Below are 18261 nucleotides of genomic sequence, written 5' to 3'. Positions count from 1 at the left end.
GGGTGGGTTGCCGTTATGAAATTCGTCGGAAAGTTCCGTGATACAGCGAGGCGGACATGGAGGCGGATGGCGGTGGTTGCGGTCGCCGCGATCACGCTTCCGGGTCTGATCGGCTTCGCTGGGGGTTCGGCGACCGCAGGTGCCTTCTCGAGGCCGGGTCTGCCGGTCGAGTACCTCGACGTGTTCTCCCAGTCCATGAACCGCAACATCCGCATCCAGTTCCAGGGCGGCGGACCGCACGCGGTCTACCTGCTCGACGGGTTGCGGGCGCAGGACGACTACAACGGCTGGGACATCAACACCCCGGCGTTCGAGTGGTACCACCAGTCGGGCCTGTCGGTGGTCATGCCCGTCGGCGGCCAGTCCAGCTTCTACACCGACTGGTACCAGCCGTCGCGCGGCAACGGTCAGGACTACACCTACAAGTGGGAGACGTTCCTGACCCAGGAGCTGCCCGCGTGGCTCGAGGCCAACCGCGGCGTGTCGCCCAACGGCAATGCGGTCGTGGGTATCTCGATGGCGGGCAGCACCGCGCTCACCTACTCGATCTACTACCCGCAGAAGTTCGTCTACGCGGCGTCGTTGTCGGGCTTCCTCAACCCCTCCGAGGGCTGGTGGCCGATGCTGATCGGGCTGGCGATGCAGGACTCCGGCAAGTACAACGCCGAGAGCATGTGGGGCCCGGCCAGCGATCCGGCGTGGCGGCGTAACGACCCGATGGTCAACATCAACCAGCTGGTCGCCAACAACACCCGGGTGTGGATCTACTGCGGTACCGGCACACCGTCGGAACTCGACGCCGGCACCTCCGGTGGCAACCTCATGGCGGCCCAGTTCCTCGAGGGCTTCACGTTGCGCACCAACGTCACCTTCCGCGACAACTACATCGCCGCGGGCGGAACCAACGGGGTCTTCAACTTCCCGTCGAACGGCACACATGCCTGGGGCTACTGGGGTCAGCAGCTGCAGCAGATGAAGCCGGACATCCAGCGGGTGCTCGGCGCCCAGGGCGCCATCTAGATCCACCCACAACCAGGGAGCCTGCCGCCACCCCCCAGGCGGCAGGCTCCCTGCCGTTTGCGGCAAACTCCGCCCGGGGTGACCGGAGGCGACCTTAGAGTGGCGCAATGGCCGACGACGGCGATGCCGTGACACACATCGAACTGCAGCAACGAGTGGACCCCGGCGCGCTGGCCCTGGCCACCGTGGGCGGCGCGGTCGCCTTCATCTTCGCCGGCGACGACTGGGACGTCCTCGCCGTGGTGATCGGCCTGCTGCTGCTGATCATCCTGCTCGCCCACCACCGCCCCGCACCGACCGTCCGCACCCCGCGGGCGCTGCTCCTGCGCGGTGCGTTCGGCGCCACCACCGGGCTCGCGTTCTGCATCGCGGTGGCCCCGGCCATCCAGTTCGGCGTCATCGGCCCGTTCTTCCACAGCGAGGACGACGACGGTTACTCGTTCGACGCCTGGAACACGACGGTGGCGCTGTCGGTGCTGTGGTTCGCCGTCGCGGTGCTGCTCGCGATCTTCGAACCCCGATTGGCGCGTTGGCTGGACCGCCCACGCGGTCCCGAGCCGTCCCGGATGACCGGCGAGCGGTGACACCTCGGGGAACAAACCACCCGCGGCCAAGGTTGAGTCGATCTGACTGAACTTTGGAGGATCACATGGCTCAAGCCACATCTGTGCCGGTGTTGTTCTCGAACGAGACGATCGTGCTGCCCGGCATGGTCGTGCCGATCGAACTGGACGACGCCGCCCGCGCCGCCGTGGAAGCAGCGAAGGTCGCTGCCGCCCCCGGTGAGTCCGGTGAACTGCTCATCGCCCCCCGACTGGACGACCGCTACCCCACCTACGGTGTCCTGGCGACGATCGTGCAGATCGGCCGCATCCCCAGCGGCGCCGCGGCGGTCGTCCGCGGAACCAGGCGGGCCCACATCGGCGCCGGCGTCGACGGCCCCGGCACGGCGATGTGGGTCTCGGTCGACGAGGTGCCCGAACCCGAGATCACCGACCAGACCCGCGCCCTCGCCGCGGACTACAAGAAGCTCCTGCTGGCGATGCTGCAACGCCGCGAGGCCTGGCAGATCATCGACTTCGTCAACCAGCTGACCGATCCGTCGGCGCTGGCGGACACCGCCGGGTACGCGTCGTACCTGACGCCGGTGCAGAAGCGCCAGCTGCTCGAGACGCCTGACGTCGAAGAGCGGCTGCGCGCGCTCATCGACTGGACGGGCGACCACCTGGCCGAGGTCGAGGTCACCGACAAGATCGCCGAGGACGTGCGGTCCGGTATGGAGAAGCAGCAGAAGGAGTTCCTGCTGCGCCAGCAACTCGCCGCGATCCGCAAGGAACTCGGCGAACTCGGGCCCGATGGCGAAGAGGGCTCCGACGACTACCGGTCCCGCATCGAGGCCGCCGACCTGCCCGAGAAGGTGCGCGAGGCGGCGCTGCGCGAAGCCGGCAAGCTGGAACGCGCCAGCGACCAGAGCCCGGAGGGCGGCTGGATCCGCACCTGGCTCGACACCGTGCTGGACCTGCCGTGGAACGTGCGGACCGAGGACTCGACCGATCTGACGGCGGCGCGGGAGATCCTCGACGCCGATCATCACGGTCTCGAGGACGTCAAGGACCGCATCGTCGAATACCTGGCCGTACGGGCGCGCCGCGCCCAGCGCGGGCTGCAGGTCGTCGGCGGCCGCGGATCCGGTGCGGTGATGGTGCTGGCCGGGCCGCCCGGCGTCGGCAAGACCTCGCTCGGTGAATCCGTGGCGCGGGCCCTGGGCCGCGAGTTCGTGCGTGTCGCCCTGGGCGGTGTGCGCGACGAGGCGGAGATCCGCGGACACCGGCGGACCTACGTCGGCGCCCTGCCGGGCCGCATCGTGCGCGCCATCGCAGAGGCGGGTTCGATGAACCCCGTCGTGCTGCTCGACGAGATCGACAAGGTCGGCAGCGACTACCGTGGCGATCCGGCCGCGGCACTGCTCGAGGTGCTCGACCCGGCGCAGAACCACACGTTCCGCGACCACTACCTCGACCTCGATCTCGACCTGTCCGATGTGGTGTTCCTGGCCACGGCCAACGTGATCGAGAACATCCCGCAGGCCCTGCTGGACCGGATGGAACTGGTGCAGATCGACGGTTACACCTCCGACGACAAGGTGGCCATCGCCCGCGACTTCCTGCTGCCGCGGCAGCGCGAGCGCGCGGCCCTGACCACGGATGAAGTCGACGTGACCGATGCGGCGCTGCGCAAGATCGCCGCGGACTATACCCGCGAACCGGGTGTGCGCCAGTTCGAGCGGCTGCTGGCCAAGGCGATGCGCAAGGCGACCACGAAGTTGGCCACCAGCGACGAGCCGATCACGATCGACGAGCCCGATCTCGTGGAGTACCTGGGCCGTCCGCGCTTCATGCCGGAGTCGGCCGAGCGCACCGCGGTGCCGGGCGTGGCGACCGGTCTGGCGGTGACCGGACTGGGCGGTGACGTGCTCTACATCGAAGCCGGTGCCACCGATGGCGAACCGGGCCTGCAGCTTACGGGTCAGCTGGGTGACGTGATGAAGGAGTCCGCGCAGATCGCGCTGTCCTACGTGCGCGCCCACGCCGCCGAACTCGGCGTCGACCCGAAGGCGCTGGACCGCCGCATCCACGTGCACGTCCCCGCGGGTGCCGTGCCGAAGGACGGTCCGTCGGCCGGCGTCACGATGGTCACCGCGCTGGTGTCCATGGCGACGGGACGGCAGGTGCGCTCCGACGTCGGGATGACCGGCGAGGTGACGCTCAACGGCCGCGTCCTGCCGATCGGCGGGGTCAAGCAGAAGCTGCTGGCCGCGCAGCGTGCCGGGTTGTCGACGGTGTTCATCCCACAGCGCAACGAGCCGGATCTGGATGACGTGCCCGCCGAAGTCCTGGCGGAGCTCGAGGTTCGTCCGATGACCGATGTCGCCGACATCGTCGCGCAGGCGCTCGAACCGGCGGCGCAAGAGTCGACGCCGGCCGTCACGCGCGCCGCGTGAACAGTGCACTCAGGGTCGTGATTCCGTGCGGGTCACGACCCTGAGTGCATTCTGCGCGCTACCGTCACGACGTGGCCTACGACGCCGACCTCGCCGACCGGATCCGCGAAATCGTCTCCGCCGAGCGCGGAGTCACCGAGAAACGCATGTTCGGCGGCCTCGCGTTCCTGCTCGACGGGAACATGGCGGTGGCCGCCAGCGGGCACGGCGGCCTGATGGTCCGCGTGCCGCCCGACCAGACCGAGGAACTGCTCCAGCGAGAGCACGTCGCGCCGATGATCATGTCCGGCCGCGAGATCAAGGGCTGGCTGCGGGTCGACGACGACGGTGTGCGGACGATGCGGCAACTGCGGTCCTGGGTGCGCCGCGGTGTCGACTACGCCAAGGCGCTGCCGCCCAAGTAGCCGGTTCGCCGGCGCCGCGCGCGGGTACGAATCCGCCATGGGCGCATCGCGGGACATCGTTTCGCGCCTGCACGACCAGGCAGGCCAGACCTACGCGGAAGAGGCGGGCATCCGGCTCGCGGACAAACCGATGCCGCTGTTCCAGTTGCTGGTGCTGTGCATGCTGGCCAGCAAGCCGATCGACGCGACCGTCGCCATGCGCGCTGCCCGTGAGCTGTTCGCGGAGGGCCTGCGCACCCCGCAGGCAGTCCTCGACGCCAACCGCAAGACCATGATCGACGCGTTCGGCCGGGCCGGCTACGCCCGGTACGACGAGAGCTCGGCCACCCGGCTGGTCGAAATGGCCCACGCCGTGAACAACGACTACGGCGGGGACCTGCGCCGGCTGGCCGAAGCCCAAGACGTCGCTGCCGCACGCCGAAAACTCAAACAGTTCAAGGGAATCGGTGACACCGGCTCGGACATCTTCCTCCGGGAGGTGCAGGACACCTGGACGTGGCTGCGGCCCTACTTCGACGAACGCGCCACCGCCACGGCCGCGCGCCTCGGCCTGCCGGACGATCCGGTGAAGCTGCAGCGGCTGGCCCCCGACGGCACGGCCGCGCTCGCGGCGGCGTTGGTGCGCGTGGCGCTCGACGACGATCTGTTCGAGCGGGTGCGAGGCGAATGATCCGCATCGGCACCTCCGGGTGGTCCTACGACCACTGGACCGACGTGCTCTACCCGCAGCGCACACCGGTGGCCAAACGCCTCGGCCTCTACGTCGCGGAGTTCGACACCGTCGAGCTCAACGCCAGCTTCTACCGCTGGCCGCGTGGCGCGACCTTCGAAGGCTGGCGGCAGCGGCTGCCCGAGGGGTTCACCATGTCGGTCAAGGCGCACCGCGGGCTCACGGGACTTGACCCCGTGTGTTGGACACGCTCAATCCCAGGAATGTGCTGGGGGAAGCGAGATGATCCAACCCGATGGCAAGGAAAAATTACCCCGATGAGTTCAAGCGTGACGCGGTCGCGCTCTACCGGGACACCGAGGGCGCGACGATCGCCCAGATCGCTGCCGAGCTCGGTGTCAGCGAGGCCACGCTCTCGGCGTGGTGCAAGTCGGCCGGGGTGCCGATTCGGCACCGCCGCGGTGTCGTAGTGGCCGAGCCTGTGCCAGGGGCCGAGAGCCCTGAGCAGGAGCTGGCCCGCCTCCGCAGTGAGGTCAAGGCGTTACGCGCCACCGAGGCGCGGTTGTCCACCGAGCGTGACATCTTGCGGTCGGCGGCCAAATATTTCGCCGGGGAGACGAACTGGTGAGCCGCTTTCAGTTTGTCGCCGACCACCTGCACGCCTTCGAGGTGAAGTGGCTCTGCGCAGTCGTCGAGGTTGCGCGTTCGTCGTTCTACGCGTGGTTGGCCGGTGCTGACGGACGAGCGGCCCGTCGGGCTGCTGACGAGGCGCTGGCCGAGCGTATCCGCGCCGTCCACGACGAGGACAACACCTACGGGGCGCCGCGGATCACCGCCGAGCTCAACGACGGTGCGCCCGAGGGGCAGCGGGTCAACCACAAGCGGGTGGCTCGGGTGATGCGCGGCGCCGGGATCGCCGGTTATCGACGCCGACGTCGGGTCAAGACGACCGTGGCGGACCCGGCGAACCAGAAGGTCCCCGACCTGCTCAAACGCGATTTCACCGCCGCGCAGGTCAACACCCGTTACGTCGGCGACATCACCTACTTGCCATTGGCGACCGGCGCCAACCTGTACCTGGCCACCGTGATCGACTGCTGTTCACGGCGGGTCGCCGGGTGGGCGATCGCCGATCACATGCGCACCGAACTGGTCATCGATGCGCTCAAAGCCGCTGCTGCACTGCGGGGTTCACTGGCTGGTGCAATATTCCATGCAGATCATGGAAGTCAGTACACCTCACGGGATTTCGCGAATCTCTGCCGCGATCTGGGGGTCGTCCAGTCGATGGGTGCGGTGGGGTCAAGTGCCGATAACGCGTTGGCCGAATCGTTCAACGCCGCCCTCAAGCGCGAGATTCTGCAAGACCGTGCCTGCTGGCCGGACGCGGCGATCTGCCGCCGTGAGGTCTTTCGGTGGCTGGCCCGCTACAACACCACACGACGGCACTCCTACTGCCGTCATTCCAGCCCCGCGACCTACGAAAGGAACCTGACACCGGCTACGCTGCCCGAAGCCGCATAACCACAAATCCCGTGTCCACTACATGGGGGCAAGGCCCCACCCACTTCCGCAGGCTGACGAATCCCGAGCCGTGGGTGGACCGCTTCGAACGGTGCTGGACCGCGCTCGGTGACCGCCGCGAAGCCCTGTTGGTGCAGCTGCATCCGGCCATCGAGCGCGACGACGCCCTCTTGGCGCACTTCCTGTCGGTGATGCCGGACTGGATCCCCGTCGCCGTGGAGCTGCGGCACCCGTCGTGGGACGACCCTGCGGTGTACCGCCTGCTCGAAGACCACCGCGCCGCCTACGTGGTCATGAGTGGTGCCGGGCTGCGGTGCGTACCGCGGACCACCAGCGATCTGGTCTACCTGCGGATGCATGGTCCGAGCCAGGAGTCGCTCTACGCCGGTTCCTATCCCGACGACGCCCTGAGCCGGTGGGCCGACCGGATCGCCGGGTGGGATGCCGAGGGGCGTCGGGTGCTGGTGTACTTCAACAACGACCTCGGCGGGCATGCGGTGCGCAACGCGCGCACACTGCGTCACCTGCTCGCCGCCCGCGTGGGCTGACCCGGCCGGCGCGGCCCGAACCGCTTGCGGCACGCTTGGACACCGACATGCGCACATCAACCGTGATCCCGGCAGCACTGGCCCTGGTGGCACTGGCCGCCTGCACCGGACCCGCGGTCGTCACGACCGACGACGCCGGACCCGCGGTGTCGGCGTCGTCCACCGCGACCCCACCACCGCTGAACAGCGCCAACCTGGTCAACGCGTTCCACTTCGGGGCCCCGGTCGACGGGTTCACCCAGTACTTCTTCACCACGCCCTCGGGGCGCTGGGAGTGCGCGGTCGTGCCGCGGGTGCAGGCCGGTTGTCAGGCCGCCGACGGCGCGGCGCTGGGTATCGAGGGGGCGCCGGAGACCGTGACCGACACCGCCGGTGAGCAGACCGCACCGAATGCGATCGTGATCACCCGCGACGGCGAGCCGGCGTTCGTCGCGCTCGAGGGCGCCCCGTTCCGACCGGATTCCGCAACGGCAGGCGTACTCCAGTTCAACCAGATCCTGGCGGTGGCCGGATTCCGGTGCAACGTCCAGGAAGCCTCCGGGGTGTCCTGCGTGAGCGAACGCAGCAGGCGCGGCTTCACCTTCTCCGCGGAGGGTTTCGCACCGCAGTACACCGACGTGCCCGCCGGCGCCGTGGTCGCGCCGCCGACGACGACCACGCGGTAGCGCCCTGAAGCGCCGAATGTGAAACCACTGCGAAGAATCGGCCGATAATTCGCAACAGCTTCACATTCGGCGAACGGGGTCAGGGCTGCGGCTGCTCCTGGCCCGGGATGCCCTCGTAGGCGATGTCGCCGGTCTCGAGGTTCTTCTCGGTCAACTCGACCAGCCCCTCGAGGAACTTGCCGCGTTCGGTCACCACGTGCTGGATCGCGACGTCGACGTTGTCCTTGGTGATCGCGGGCATGACGTAGACCGGATCGGTCTTGACGTCCTCACCCTTGACCAGGGCGTCGGCGACGGCCAGGCCGGCGGACAGTTCGACGGTGCCGTTCTGCAGTGAGGTGCCGATGAATTCACCGCTCTTCACGGCGTTGAGGCCGTCCTCGATTCCGTCGATGCCGACGATCGGGACGTCGGTGCGGCCGGCCTCCTTGAGCGCCTGCAGGGCACCGAGGCCCATATCGTCGTTCTGGGCCACCACGCCGTTGATCTGCGGGCCGAAGCTCGAGATCCAGTTCTTCATCTTGTTGACGGCCTCGTCGCGCTTCCAGTTCGCGGTGTCCTTGGCCAGCACCTTGATGTCGGGGTACTTGGCGAGCACGTTGTCGATGCCCTTACCGCGGTTGATCTCACCGGACCCGCCCAGCGGACCCTGCAGGACGACGATGTTGCCGCGGCCGCCGAGGCGGTCGGCCATCATCTGCATCTCCTGCTCACCGGCGGCCACATCGTCGGGCTGGACGTTGCCCGCCAGATCCGGCGTCTCCAGCGCGGCGTTGACCGCCAGCAGCGGGATGCCCTTCTCCTTGGCCGAGGCGACCTGGGGTCCGAGCGAATCCGCCTGCACGGGAACGACGATGATCGCGTCGACCCCCTGGTTGATCAGCGAGTCGACCTGGCTGGCCTGGGTGGAGACGTCGTTGTTGGCCGAGTTCCACACCAGTTCGATGTTCTTGGCCTTGGCGTAGGTGTCCATCCCCTCTTTGCCCTCGGTGATGAACGAGCTCATGTCGTACACCGTGACGCCGATGCGGGTGGTGTCGCTGTTGGCTTCGGTGTCACCGGCGCCGCAGGCCGTCAGCCCGAGGCCCAGCACCCCGGCGGCGGCGATCGCACCGAACTTCGTTGTCAGTGTCATCTGTTGTTGTCTCGCTCTCTTTCGGTTGGAACCACTGGATTCGGCGATCACGGTTGCTTCTGACCGGGGATGCCCTCGTAGGCGATGTCACCGGTCTCGAGGTTCTTGTCGGTCAGGTCGGTCAGGCCGTCGAGGAACTGCTGCCGCCCGGTCACGACATGCTCGATCGCGACGTCGACGTTGTCCTTGGTGATGGCGGGCATGACGTACACCGGCTTGGTGTCGACCTGTTCACCCTTGGCGAGCTTGTTGGCGACGGCCAGGCCGGCGGACAGTTCGACGGTGCCGTTCTGCAGTGAGGTGCCGATGAATTCACCGCTCTTGACGGCGTTGAGGCCGTCCTCGATCCCGTCGATGCCGACGATCGGGACGTCGGTGCGGCCGGCTTCCTTGAGCGCCTGCAGCGCACCCAGGCCCATGTCGTCGTTCTCGGCGACCACGCCGTTGATCTGCGGGCCGAAGCCGGAGATCCAGTTCTTCATCTTGTTGACGGCCTCGTCGCGCTTCCAGTTCGCGGTGTCGATGGCCAGCACCTTGATGTCGGGGTAGCGGGACAGCACGTTGTTGATGCCCTTGGTGCGGTCGATCTCGCCCGATTGCCCGAGCGGACCCTGCAGGATCACGATGTTGCCGCGGCCGCCGAGGCGGTCGGCCATCATCTGCATCTCCTGCTCACCGGCCGCCACGTCGTCGGGCTGCACGCTGGCGGCCACGTCGGGGCTGTTGAGCGCGGCGTTGACCGGCACCAGCGGAATCCCCTTGGCCTTGGCCGAGGCGACCTGGGGTCCGAGCGAATCCGCCTGCACCGGAACGACGATGATCGCGTCGACACCCTGGTTGATCATCGAGTCGACCTGGCTGGCCTGCGTGGACACGTCGAGATTGGCCGAGTTCCAGACCAGCTCGATGTTGTTGTCCTTAGCGTAGGCCTCCATGCCCTCTTTGCCTGCGGTGATGAACGAGCTCATGTCGTACACCGTGACGCCGATGCGGGTGCTGTCGCCGTTGGCGGCGGTGTCACCTGCCCCGCAGGCGGTCAGGCCGAGGCCCAGCGCAGCCGCGGAGGCGATGGCGAACGTCTTTGTCCCCAGTTTCATGTGCCTTCTCTTCTCGTGGTTGGTTGTCGCCGGATCTTGGTGTCAGGTTCGCCGTTTCGAGGACCACACGTCGATGGCGACGGCGGAGACGATGAGCACACCCTTGATGACGTCCTGCCAGTACGCGGGCACCACCAGGATGTCCAGGCCGTTGTTCAGCGTCTGGATCATCAACAGGCCCAACGCGGTTCCCCAGATGGTGCCTCGCCCTCCCATCAGGCTGGCGCCACCGATGACGACGGCCGCGATGGCGTCCAGTTCGTAACCCTGGCCGAGGTTGGGCGGTCCGGAGATCACTCGGGAGGCCAGCATGACGCCGGACAGGCCGGCGAGCAGACCGGAGAACGCGTACACGCTGAACAGCACGTTCTTGGCGTTGATACCCGCGATCTCGGCGGCGTTCCGGTTGCCACCGACGGCGTAGACGCGCATGCCGTAGGTGGTGCGCTTCATGATGACGGCCAGCGCGATGATGCCGATGATCATCAGGAGCACCGGGATCTGCAGGCCCAGGATCTTGGTGTTGGCGATCGAGCCGAACTCCGCGGGCAGACCGTTGATCGGCGCGCCCCCGCCGATGACGTACGCCGCACCCGAGCCGGCGGTCAGGGTGCCCAACGTCGCGATGAACGGCGGAACGTTGAGGCGCGACACCATGATCCCGTTGAGCGAGCCCACGATGAGGCCGACCCCCATCGCCACCAGCACGGTCATCCAGACCTGGCCGGGGTTGGCCTTGGCGGTGGCCGCACCGGCCATGGCCGAGACGGCGATGACGCTGCCCACCGAGAGGTCGATACCACCGGTGAGGATCACCAGTGTCTGGCCGAGTGCGATCAGCGCGAACGGCGCTGCCGCGACCAGGATGGTGATCAGGTTCTCGACGGTGGAGAACCGGGCGCTGCGGTAGCTGAAGTAGAAGATCACCATCAGCAGGATGATGAACATGGCGTAGCGCAATGCCATGGCGCCCAGCCATTCCCGGGAGAACAGCTTCACTGGTTCACCGGTGATCGGCGACGCCACGACGGCGCCTCCGGATTCCGGTGCGATGTCTTCCTTGGTGCTCAAGATGCTGCCTCCTGGTTCGTGGGCATTGAATCGGGTCTGGCCTCCAGCGCGGTCGCCAGCCGGAACACCGACTCCTGGACCTCCGGATGGTCGAGGGCGTCGCGGTCGAGTTCTCCCACCACGGCGCCGTCGCGCATGACGAACGCCCGGTGCGAGAGACCGACGACTTCGGGCATGTCCGAGGACGCCATCAGCACAGCCATGCCCTGCCCTGCGAATTCGGTGATGATGCGGTAGATCTCGCTGCGGGCGCCGACGTCGACGCCGCGGGTGGGCTCGTCGAGCAGCAGCACGTTGACCTTGCCGGTGAGCCAGCGGGCCAGCACGACCTTCTGCTGGTTGCCGCCGGAGAGCGTGCCGACCTCCTGGGACAGGTTCCGGCTGCGCAACCGCACCGACTTCATCACGTCCGACACCGCCGTGGTGCGCGCCTTGGCGCGCAGCCAGCCGGCGACGGAGAACGCCGAGAGCCGGGGCAGGGAACCGTTGTCCAGCACGCTCATCGACAGGACCACTCCGGAGAGCTTGCGGTCCTCGGGCACCATGGCCATGCCTTCGGCGATGGCGGCGGCCGGAGCGTTGCGCTTGACGAGCTTGCCGCGGACGAGGATCTCGCCCGCGGTGCTGTGCCGGGCCCCGAAGACGGCCTCCAGCAGCTCGGTACGTCCCGCACCGACCAGGCCGGCCAACCCGACGATCTCACCGGCCCGGACGGTGAACGACACCGGTTCGGAGGCACCCTCGACCTGCAGACCCTTGACCTCGAGCACGGTCTCGTCGGTGGGCTTCGGACGTTCGGGGAACAGCGCCTCGAGCTCGCGGCCGATCATGGCGGTCACGATGTCGTCGTCGGAGACCTTGTCGATCGTTTCGTCCAGGATCAGCCCGCCGTCACGCAGCACCACGACCCGATCGGCGATGGCGCGGATCTCGGCCATCTTGTGGGTGGTGTACACCATCGCAACGCCCTGCTCGCGCAGTCGCCGCACGATCGAGTACAGACCCTCGACCTCACGCTCGGAGATCGCCGAGGTCGGTTCGTCGAGCATCACCACCTGGGCGCCGGTGCGGGCCGCCTTGACGATCTCGACGATCTGGCGCAGGCCGACGGGCAGGCTTCCCATCCGCGCGGTCGGCGGGATGCTCACGCCGAAAACGGCGAGCGCATCGCCCGCCTCGGCGATCATGGCCCGGCGGTTCAGGAACGGGCCGACGGTGAGTTCGCGTCCCACGAAGAGGTTTTCGTAGACGGTCATGTCCTCGATCGAGGCCAGCTCCTGCGGCACGATGGCGACCCCGTGCTTGACGGCGTCCTTGGTGTTCCCCGAGGCGAGCTCGTTGCCCTTGACGGTGACGGTGCCATGGTCGGCGGTGTACTGACCGCTGATGATCTTCATCAGCGTCGACTTGCCTGCGCCGTTCTCACCCGCCAGCGCGGTCACCGTGCCCGGCTGCAGGTTCAGGGTGATCCCCTTGAGGACCGGCACCCCGTGGAAACTCTTCTCGATGTCAGTGCATTCGAGTAGTGCCTGTGCCATCGCTCAACTCCCAACCGTCACGAGCACCTTGACGTTCTCCGGATCAGCCGAGGCGCTGAAAGCCTGCGCCGCGTGGTCGAGATCGAAGTCGGCGCTGATGATCTCGTCGACCGGCACGATGCCGGAGGCCAGCAGGTCCATCGCGGCGGTGAAGTCCTCCCGCACGTACATCAGGTTGCCGACCAGGGCGAGTTCGCGGTCCTGGATCAGTCCGAGCGGCACCGGTGTGGACCCTTCGGCGACACCGACGATCATGACCGCACCGCCCTTGTCGACGAGATCCACCGCCAGCGCCACCGTGCTCTCGCGCGACACACAGTCGACGACCACGGCGGCAGGCCCGCCGAGCAGCCGCTGGGCCGTGGCGACCGCATCGTCGCCGGTGGGGTCGAAACTGCCGACGGCGCCGAGACGTTCGGCCCGCGCCCGCTTGGACTCCAGCAGATCGGCCACCACCACCCTGGCCCCGGCGTGCCGGGCGGCCAGCAGCGTGAACAGCCCGATGGGTCCGGCGCCGATCACCACGACGGCGCGGTCGCGAAGGTCTCCGACGAGTCCGGCCGCCCGCCGCACGGTGTGCACCGGGGTGGCGAGCGGTTCGATCAGGATCGCGTGCCGGTCGTCGAGTTCGTCGGGCAGGGCGACGACGCGGTCGACCGGGATCGTGAACGAGTCGGCGAGCGCCCCTGCGGTCTGGCAGCCGAACACCAGCAGTTCCCGGCAGATGTTGTAGCGGCCGGCGCGGCACTGGGTGCAGTGCCCGCAGGCGAGGTTCGGTTCGATGGTCACCCGTGTACCGAGCCAGGATTCGTCCACGCCGGCCCCGACGGCGTCGACCACGCCCACCGCCTCGTGCCCGGGGCGGTAGGGCAGGTCGATGAACGGGTGTCTGCCGCACGCGGCGTGCAGATCCGAGCCGCAGATGCCGACCAGCGACGTGCCGACCCGCACCTCACCGGGCCGCGGGGTGTCGGCGGTCTCGGTCTCGACGACCACGTCGTCGAGCGAGGACACCACCACCCGGCGGTTCGGTGTCGGCGTCACCACGCCGTGTACCCACCGTCGGCGACCAGCACCGAACCGGTGATGAACGAGGCGGCGTCGCTGGCAAGGAACACGACGCTGGGTGCGATCTCCTCCGGCATCGCATAGCGCAGCATCGGGGTGTCGTCGATCCAGTGCTGTTTGAACTCCGGCTTGTCGACAGGTGCCATCTCGGTCTTGCAGTATCCCGGCGCCAGGGCGTTGACCCGGATGCCCAACGGACCCCATTCGGCGGCAAGCGATTTCGTGAGGTGGTGCACCGCGGCCTTGGATGCGTTGTAGGCGGGCTGCATCTGGGGTCGGTTGACGATCAACCCGGACATCGACCCGATGTTGACGATGGAACCGCTACCGCGTTCGCGCATGTGCGCGCCCGCGGCCAGCGAACATGCCCACAGCGCCTTGACGTTGAGGTCGAACACCGAATCCCACTGTTCCTCGGTGACGTCCCACGATTCGGCGTGGTAGCAGGTGCCCGCGTTGTTGACCAGGATGTCGAGGTGGCCGAGCGCCGAGATCGCCTCGGCGGTCATCCGGTCGACGTCGTCCTGGCGGGTGATGTCGGCGGTGATCGGGTGCAGCGCGAAGCCTTCCGCGGCGGCCTCTTCCACGACCTTGGCGTTGCGCTCGGCACTGCGACCGGAGATGGCCACCGTCGCGCCGGCCTGGGCCAGCCCGAAGGCGAAGGCCCGGCCGAGGCCCTGGTTGCCGCCGGTCACCAGTGCGGTGCGGCCGGTCAGGTCAAAGGGGTTCTTCTGCGTCATCAGGGGTTCACAATCGACTTGAGGCTGGCAGGGTCGGTGTCGCTGTCGAGGGCGTCGGCCACGTGTTCGAGGTCGTAGCGGCCCGTCACCATCGCGTCGAGATCCACCGCGCCGGAGTTCACGAGATGTATTGCGGCGGGCCAGGTGTCGGTGTACCGAAACACGCCGGTGACGGTGATCTCGAGGTTCGCGATGTGGCTGACCGGCAGCGCGTACTCATCGGCACCCATCCCGACCAGCACCACCCTGCCCGCCGGGCCGACGGCCTTGATACCGCTGACCACCGCCGCGGGTACGCCGGTGGCGTCGACGAACGCGTCGACGGGTTCGATCGCCGAGACGTCCACGGCGGCCGGATCCAGCACCTCCGTGGCGCCGAACTTCAGCGCCATCTCCCGGCGCGACGGAACCAGGTCGGTGACGACGATGCGGGCGGCACCGAAGGCTCGGGCGGCCTGCGCGCAGATGACGCCGATGGGACCGGCGCCGGCGATCAGGATGGTGGATCCGGGGACCACTCCCGCTTTCCGCATCGTGGCGATCGCCACCGAGAGCGGTTCGAGCAGCGCGGCGGCGTCATCGGACATGGACTCGGGCACCGGATGGGCGAAGTCGTCGTCGATGACGACGTAACGGCAGAACGCGCCGTCGATCGGTGGGGTGGCGTAGAACTTCATCTCGGGGCACAGGTTGTACCGGCCGGCCTTGCACTGCTTGCAGCGACGGCAGGGATGCTGTGGTTCGACGGCGACGCGCTCACCCACTCGTCCGGGATCGACGCCCTCACCGACGGCGGCGATCCGCCCGGATAGTTCGTGGCCGAGGATCATCGGCTCCTCGACGACGAAATCGCCGATCCGGCCGTGACGGTAGTAGTGCACATCCGAACCGCACACCCCGACCGCGGCCACCTCGACGAGCACCTCGTGCGGTCCGGGAGACGGCACCGGCCGCTCCTCGATCCGCAGCGTGCCGACCCCGGTCATCACGCTGGCACGCATGGTGCCGTCAACGGTCTCTGTCATCTCATGCTCCCTCTCGGTACGCGGTGCCGGCGAGCAACGCCCGTCCGACCACCATCGCTTCGGCGCCGGCCGTGACACACAGCGGCGCAACGTCTTCGGTGACCCCGCCGTCGACGATCACGGGAAGCCCGGCCGCACAGGCGGCCACGATCGCCAGTCGCTCGACGCGGCACCGGTCACGGGTGCCCGGTTCGATGAGCATCACCAGCACCCCGTCGGGCGCGGCGGGCCAGCGCGGTTCGGGCTCGCTCAGTGCGTCCCACTCCTGCCACAGCGCCACCCAGGCCGATCCTCCTGCGGCGCGGATCGCGGCCGAACGCTCCTCGCTGAACGCCGCCCACGGCAGGAAGACCTTCGCCGGCGCATACGTGAGGACCCGCGGCAGTGCGGCGTCGACGAAGGCGGGCGAGCCGATCAGGTGGACGTCGAATCCGGACGGGACCGCGCAGGCGATCTCCTCGAGTTCCCTCAATCCGACGCCTGCGGGCAGACCTTCGCCCTCGGCCATCATGTCGACGTGGACGCCGAGTCCGGCCTCGTACATGGCCCTGGCCGCCGAAGCGCGCGCGGCGGGCGGCACCGCGTACACGGATCCGGCGAGGCGGCCGGGGAACTCCCGGTGCCACGGCGCCAGCAGCGCGGCGGCGTTCACGGCCGGATTCCGTTCTCCAGCAGGGGTGACGCCGCCAGTTGCGCCCACCGCGCCCGCAGGGCGTCCAGGTCGCGTCCGGTGTGTCGCGGCGAAACCCGGTGCCGCACCGCGGGTTGCCATTGTTTGGCCACGTCGACCAACCCGGCGACGTCGCGTCCGGTGGCGACGGCGGCGGCCTGCACACAGGCCCCGCGCGCGGTCGCCTCATCGGTGTCGAGCACGGTGACCTCGTCGTCGAGCAGATCGGCGAGCAACTGCAGCGTGGCCGGTGAGCGGGCGCCGCCGCCGACCGCGGTGGCGGCGCCGCCGACGTCGACGCCACACGCGCGCAGGCTGTCGCGTGCGCTCATCAGCGACAGCAGTGGCCCCTCCACGAATGCTCGCGCCAGTTCTGCGCGGGTGGTGTGGGAAGTGAGGTCGGCGAACGCGCCGCGGGCGTCGGGCCGGTCGGGTTTGCGCTCACCGTCGAGGAACGGCACCAGCACGGGCCCCTGCGTCTCCCCGGCACTGAGCGCCAGGTCGGCCAGGTCGACCAGATCGGTGCCCAGGAGTCGGGCGGCGACATCGGACACCCGTGCCGCGTTGAGCGTGCTCACCAGCGGCAGGTAGCCCCCGGTCAGGTCCGCGACCCCGTCGACCATGCCGCGCGGGTCGAAAACCGGTGTGCGCGAGGAGGTTGCGACCACACCGGACGTGCCGATGCCGATGTACTGGTCGCCGTCGCGCAGACCGAGACCGAGGTAGGCGGCGTGCTGGTCACCGCCGCCGGGTGCGACGACCACGTCACCGTCGAGACCGAGGATCTCCGCCGCGGCCGGCCGCAGAGCCCCGGCGGGCTCACACGGCGCGAGCACCGTCGGCAGCATCGACGGCCAGTCGCGGGCACCACCGGCCAAGTCGAGGTATTCGGTGATCCACTGTCCGGTTTCGACATCGAAGTACCCGGTGCCCGACGCCTCGGAGCGGTCGGTGACCGGCCGCCCCGTCAGCCAGTAGGTCAGGTAGTCGTGCGGGAGCAGGATCGTCGACGCCCGGTCGAGCACCTCGGGTTCGTGTTCGGCGACCCACGCGAGTTTGGCGATGGTGAATGCGGCGGTCGGTGCGGACCCGGTCCGGCGGATCCAGGACGGTACACCGATGCGGTCGGCCAGCGCGCGCAGTGCGGGGGCGCCGGTGGTGTCGTTCCACAACTTGGCGGCGCGCAGGGGGTTGCCGTGATCGTCGAGCAGTACCAGACCGTGACACTGCGCGGCGACGGAGATCGCGCATACGGCGGGTGGGCGGGCGCAGTCGGCCAGTGCGGTCCGGGTTGCGGCGACGAACGCCGACACCCAGTCGAGCGGATGCTGTTCGCTGCACGGCGGAAACGCCGGCGGGTGCGGGGCCGAACCGCACCCCAGGAGCTCTCCGGTGGTCAGATCGCGGATCTCCACCTTGCACGACTGCGTCGAGGAGTCGACACCCAGGACGGCGGTCATGTCCGCACCACCGGTGCCGATTCGTCACCCGGGCGATGCCCGCGCGCGCCGACTCCGCCCGCGGGGTGGCTGTGCACGACGTCGTGCAGGGTGCGCCCTCGCAGGGTCATCGACACGACCGCGAGCGCATCACCCCACGCGCCCACCACCAGCGTGCTGGCCAGCGCGATCATGCCGCCCGGGTCGGCGTCACCCGGGGTGCGGGGCAACGCCTGCACCTGGGTGGCGGCCAGCGCGAACGGGCTCTTGGCATCCTCGGTGATCGCGACGACGTCGACGCCGCGGTCCACCAGACGTTCGGTGAGCCTGGTCAATTCGGCCGACCGCCCGGTTTTCGAGATCGCGAGCACCAGGTCGTGCGCGGTCACCGCCCCCATGCCGCCATGCAGGGCGTCCATCGCGGGCAGGTAGACCGCCGGAGTGCCGCAGACCGACAGCAGATGGGCCAGGCGTTCGGCCATGATCCCGGACGTCCCGGAGCCGGTGGTGACCACCTTGCCGGTCACGTCGAGCAGTCGGCGGGCGACCGCGACGACACCGCCCTCGACGGTTCCGGCGAGTGCGGACACCGCGTCGGCTTCGCGAGCGAGCACCTCGCCTGCGAGGGCCGTCAAGCCGGCGTCCT

17 protein-coding genes and 2 pseudogenes are annotated in these 18261 nt (G+C 68.7%); 9 read left to right on the top strand and 10 right to left on the bottom strand.

Annotated features, from left to right (window positions below; all coding sequences use genetic code 11):
• Nucleotides 1–15: 15 nt before the first annotated feature.
• From G6N49_RS08810 to G6N49_RS08770, 9 genes and pseudogenes are all read left to right on the top strand, one after another.
• Nucleotides 16–1020: an esterase family protein gene (locus tag G6N49_RS08810; protein WP_011855793.1), complete on the top strand. Its 1005-nt coding sequence runs from the start codon at nucleotides 16–18 to the stop codon at nucleotides 1018–1020.
• A gap of 107 nt (nucleotides 1021–1127) precedes the next feature.
• Nucleotides 1128–1604, top strand: coding sequence for a hypothetical protein (locus G6N49_RS08805; protein WP_064872711.1), 477 nt, complete (start codon nucleotides 1128–1130; stop codon nucleotides 1602–1604).
• Between the two features lie 65 nt (nucleotides 1605–1669).
• On the top strand, nucleotides 1670–4021 hold the full coding sequence (gene lon, locus G6N49_RS08800; RefSeq protein WP_011855794.1) for an endopeptidase La: 2352 nt from the start codon (nucleotides 1670–1672) through the stop codon (nucleotides 4019–4021).
• Nucleotides 4022–4092: 71 nt separating this feature from the next.
• Complete coding sequence (locus G6N49_RS08795) at nucleotides 4093–4425, top strand: TfoX/Sxy family protein (protein ID WP_011855795.1); 333 nt, start codon at nucleotides 4093–4095, stop codon at nucleotides 4423–4425.
• Nucleotides 4426–4462: 37 nt separating this feature from the next.
• Nucleotides 4463–5095 (top strand): HhH-GDP family DNA glycosylase, encoded by a 633-nt coding sequence (locus G6N49_RS08790; RefSeq protein WP_011855796.1) that lies wholly within the window; start codon nucleotides 4463–4465, stop codon nucleotides 5093–5095.
• Nucleotides 5092–5319: pseudogene (locus G6N49_RS08785) on the top strand (DUF72 domain-containing protein); the annotation flags it as partial. The gene G6N49_RS08790 and the pseudogene G6N49_RS08785, both read left to right, overlap by 4 nt.
• Nucleotides 5320–5390: 71 nt before the next feature.
• Nucleotides 5391–6619, top strand: a protein-coding gene (locus G6N49_RS08780) for an IS3 family transposase (RefSeq protein WP_085975380.1) whose coding sequence is annotated in 2 segments (ribosomal slippage) — nucleotides 5391–5703 and nucleotides 5703–6619 — 1230 coding nt in all. Because the reading frame shifts where the segments join, the coding sequence is not laid out codon by codon here.
• 29 nt (nucleotides 6620–6648) lie between these two features.
• Nucleotides 6649–7167, top strand: a pseudogene (locus G6N49_RS08775) (DUF72 domain-containing protein); the annotation flags it as partial.
• 47 nt (nucleotides 7168–7214) lie between these two features.
• The gene (locus G6N49_RS08770) at nucleotides 7215–7832 is read left to right on the top strand and encodes a hypothetical protein (protein ID WP_011768237.1); all 618 of its coding nucleotides are present in this window, start codon (nucleotides 7215–7217) and stop codon (nucleotides 7830–7832) included.
• A gap of 79 nt (nucleotides 7833–7911) precedes the next feature.
• Here G6N49_RS08770 and xypA read toward each other — a convergent pair whose 3' ends face one another.
• Genes xypA through G6N49_RS08720 form a run of 10 tightly spaced genes read right to left on the bottom strand, consistent with a single transcriptional unit; the run spans nucleotide 7912 to nucleotide 18250 of the window.
• Entirely contained in the window at nucleotides 7912–8967 is a 1056-nt protein-coding gene (xypA, locus tag G6N49_RS08765; RefSeq protein ID WP_011560173.1) for a sugar ABC transporter xylitol/L-sorbitol-binding protein XypA, read from the bottom strand.
• A gap of 47 nt (nucleotides 8968–9014) precedes the next feature.
• Nucleotides 9015–10064: a substrate-binding domain-containing protein gene (locus G6N49_RS08760; RefSeq protein ID WP_011560174.1), complete on the bottom strand. Its 1050-nt coding sequence runs from the start codon at nucleotides 10062–10064 to the stop codon at nucleotides 9015–9017.
• Nucleotides 10065–10106: 42 nt separating this feature from the next.
• Nucleotides 10107–11135 (bottom strand): ABC transporter permease, encoded by a 1029-nt coding sequence (locus tag G6N49_RS08755; protein WP_011560175.1) that lies wholly within the window; start codon nucleotides 11133–11135, stop codon nucleotides 10107–10109.
• Nucleotides 11132–12673, bottom strand: coding sequence for a sugar ABC transporter ATP-binding protein (locus G6N49_RS08750; RefSeq protein WP_011855798.1), 1542 nt, complete (start codon nucleotides 12671–12673; stop codon nucleotides 11132–11134). The genes G6N49_RS08755 and G6N49_RS08750 overlap by 4 nt, the downstream gene beginning before the upstream one ends.
• Before the next feature lie 3 nt (nucleotides 12674–12676).
• Nucleotides 12677–13720, bottom strand: a complete 1044-nt coding sequence (locus G6N49_RS08745) for a zinc-dependent alcohol dehydrogenase (RefSeq protein ID WP_011855799.1) — start codon at nucleotides 13718–13720, stop codon at nucleotides 12677–12679.
• Nucleotides 13714–14481: an SDR family NAD(P)-dependent oxidoreductase gene (locus G6N49_RS08740; RefSeq protein WP_011855800.1), complete on the bottom strand. Its 768-nt coding sequence runs from the start codon at nucleotides 14479–14481 to the stop codon at nucleotides 13714–13716. The genes G6N49_RS08745 and G6N49_RS08740 overlap by 7 nt, the downstream gene beginning before the upstream one ends.
• Nucleotides 14481–15506 (bottom strand): NAD(P)-dependent alcohol dehydrogenase, encoded by a 1026-nt coding sequence (locus G6N49_RS08735; RefSeq protein WP_011855801.1) that lies wholly within the window; start codon nucleotides 15504–15506, stop codon nucleotides 14481–14483. The genes G6N49_RS08740 and G6N49_RS08735 overlap by 1 nt, the downstream gene beginning before the upstream one ends.
• Before the next feature lies 1 nt (nucleotide 15507).
• Nucleotides 15508–16158 (bottom strand): beta/alpha barrel domain-containing protein, encoded by a 651-nt coding sequence (locus G6N49_RS08730; RefSeq protein WP_011855802.1) that lies wholly within the window; start codon nucleotides 16156–16158, stop codon nucleotides 15508–15510.
• On the bottom strand, nucleotides 16155–17636 hold the full coding sequence (xylB, locus tag G6N49_RS08725; RefSeq protein WP_011855803.1) for a xylulokinase: 1482 nt from the start codon (nucleotides 17634–17636) through the stop codon (nucleotides 16155–16157). The genes G6N49_RS08730 and xylB overlap by 4 nt, the downstream gene beginning before the upstream one ends.
• Entirely contained in the window at nucleotides 17633–18250 is a 618-nt protein-coding gene (locus G6N49_RS08720; RefSeq protein ID WP_235679503.1) for an SIS domain-containing protein, read from the bottom strand. The genes xylB and G6N49_RS08720 overlap by 4 nt, the downstream gene beginning before the upstream one ends.
• Between the last annotated feature and the right edge of the window lie 11 nt (nucleotides 18251–18261).

This window comes from Mycolicibacterium monacense (genome assembly GCF_010731575.1).
Lineage (GTDB): Bacteria > Actinomycetota > Actinomycetes > Mycobacteriales > Mycobacteriaceae > Mycobacterium > Mycobacterium monacense.
This window is presented reverse-complemented; position numbering and strand designations above follow the sequence as displayed.

Coding starts and splice junctions, on each gene's coding strand:
- xypA (WP_011560173.1), bottom strand. CDS start 8,967: ATGACACTGACAACGAAGTTCGGTGCGATCGCCGCCGCCGGGGTGCTG.
- G6N49_RS08740 (WP_011855800.1), bottom strand. CDS start 14,481: ATGACGCAGAAGAACCCCTTTGACCTGACCGGCCGCACCGCACTGGTG.
- xylB (WP_011855803.1), bottom strand. CDS start 17,636: ATGACCGCCGTCCTGGGTGTCGACTCCTCGACGCAGTCGTGCAAGGTG.
- G6N49_RS08770 (WP_011768237.1), top strand. CDS start 7,215: ATGCGCACATCAACCGTGATCCCGGCAGCACTGGCCCTGGTGGCACTG.
- G6N49_RS08760 (WP_011560174.1), bottom strand. CDS start 10,064: ATGAAACTGGGGACAAAGACGTTCGCCATCGCCTCCGCGGCTGCGCTG.
- G6N49_RS08805 (WP_064872711.1), top strand. CDS start 1,128: ATGGCCGACGACGGCGATGCCGTGACACACATCGAACTGCAGCAACGA.
- G6N49_RS08790 (WP_011855796.1), top strand. CDS start 4,463: ATGGGCGCATCGCGGGACATCGTTTCGCGCCTGCACGACCAGGCAGGC.
- lon (WP_011855794.1), top strand. CDS start 1,670: ATGGCTCAAGCCACATCTGTGCCGGTGTTGTTCTCGAACGAGACGATC.
- G6N49_RS08810 (WP_011855793.1), top strand. CDS start 16: ATGAAATTCGTCGGAAAGTTCCGTGATACAGCGAGGCGGACATGGAGG.
- G6N49_RS08750 (WP_011855798.1), bottom strand. CDS start 12,673: ATGGCACAGGCACTACTCGAATGCACTGACATCGAGAAGAGTTTCCAC.
- G6N49_RS08735 (WP_011855801.1), bottom strand. CDS start 15,506: ATGACAGAGACCGTTGACGGCACCATGCGTGCCAGCGTGATGACCGGG.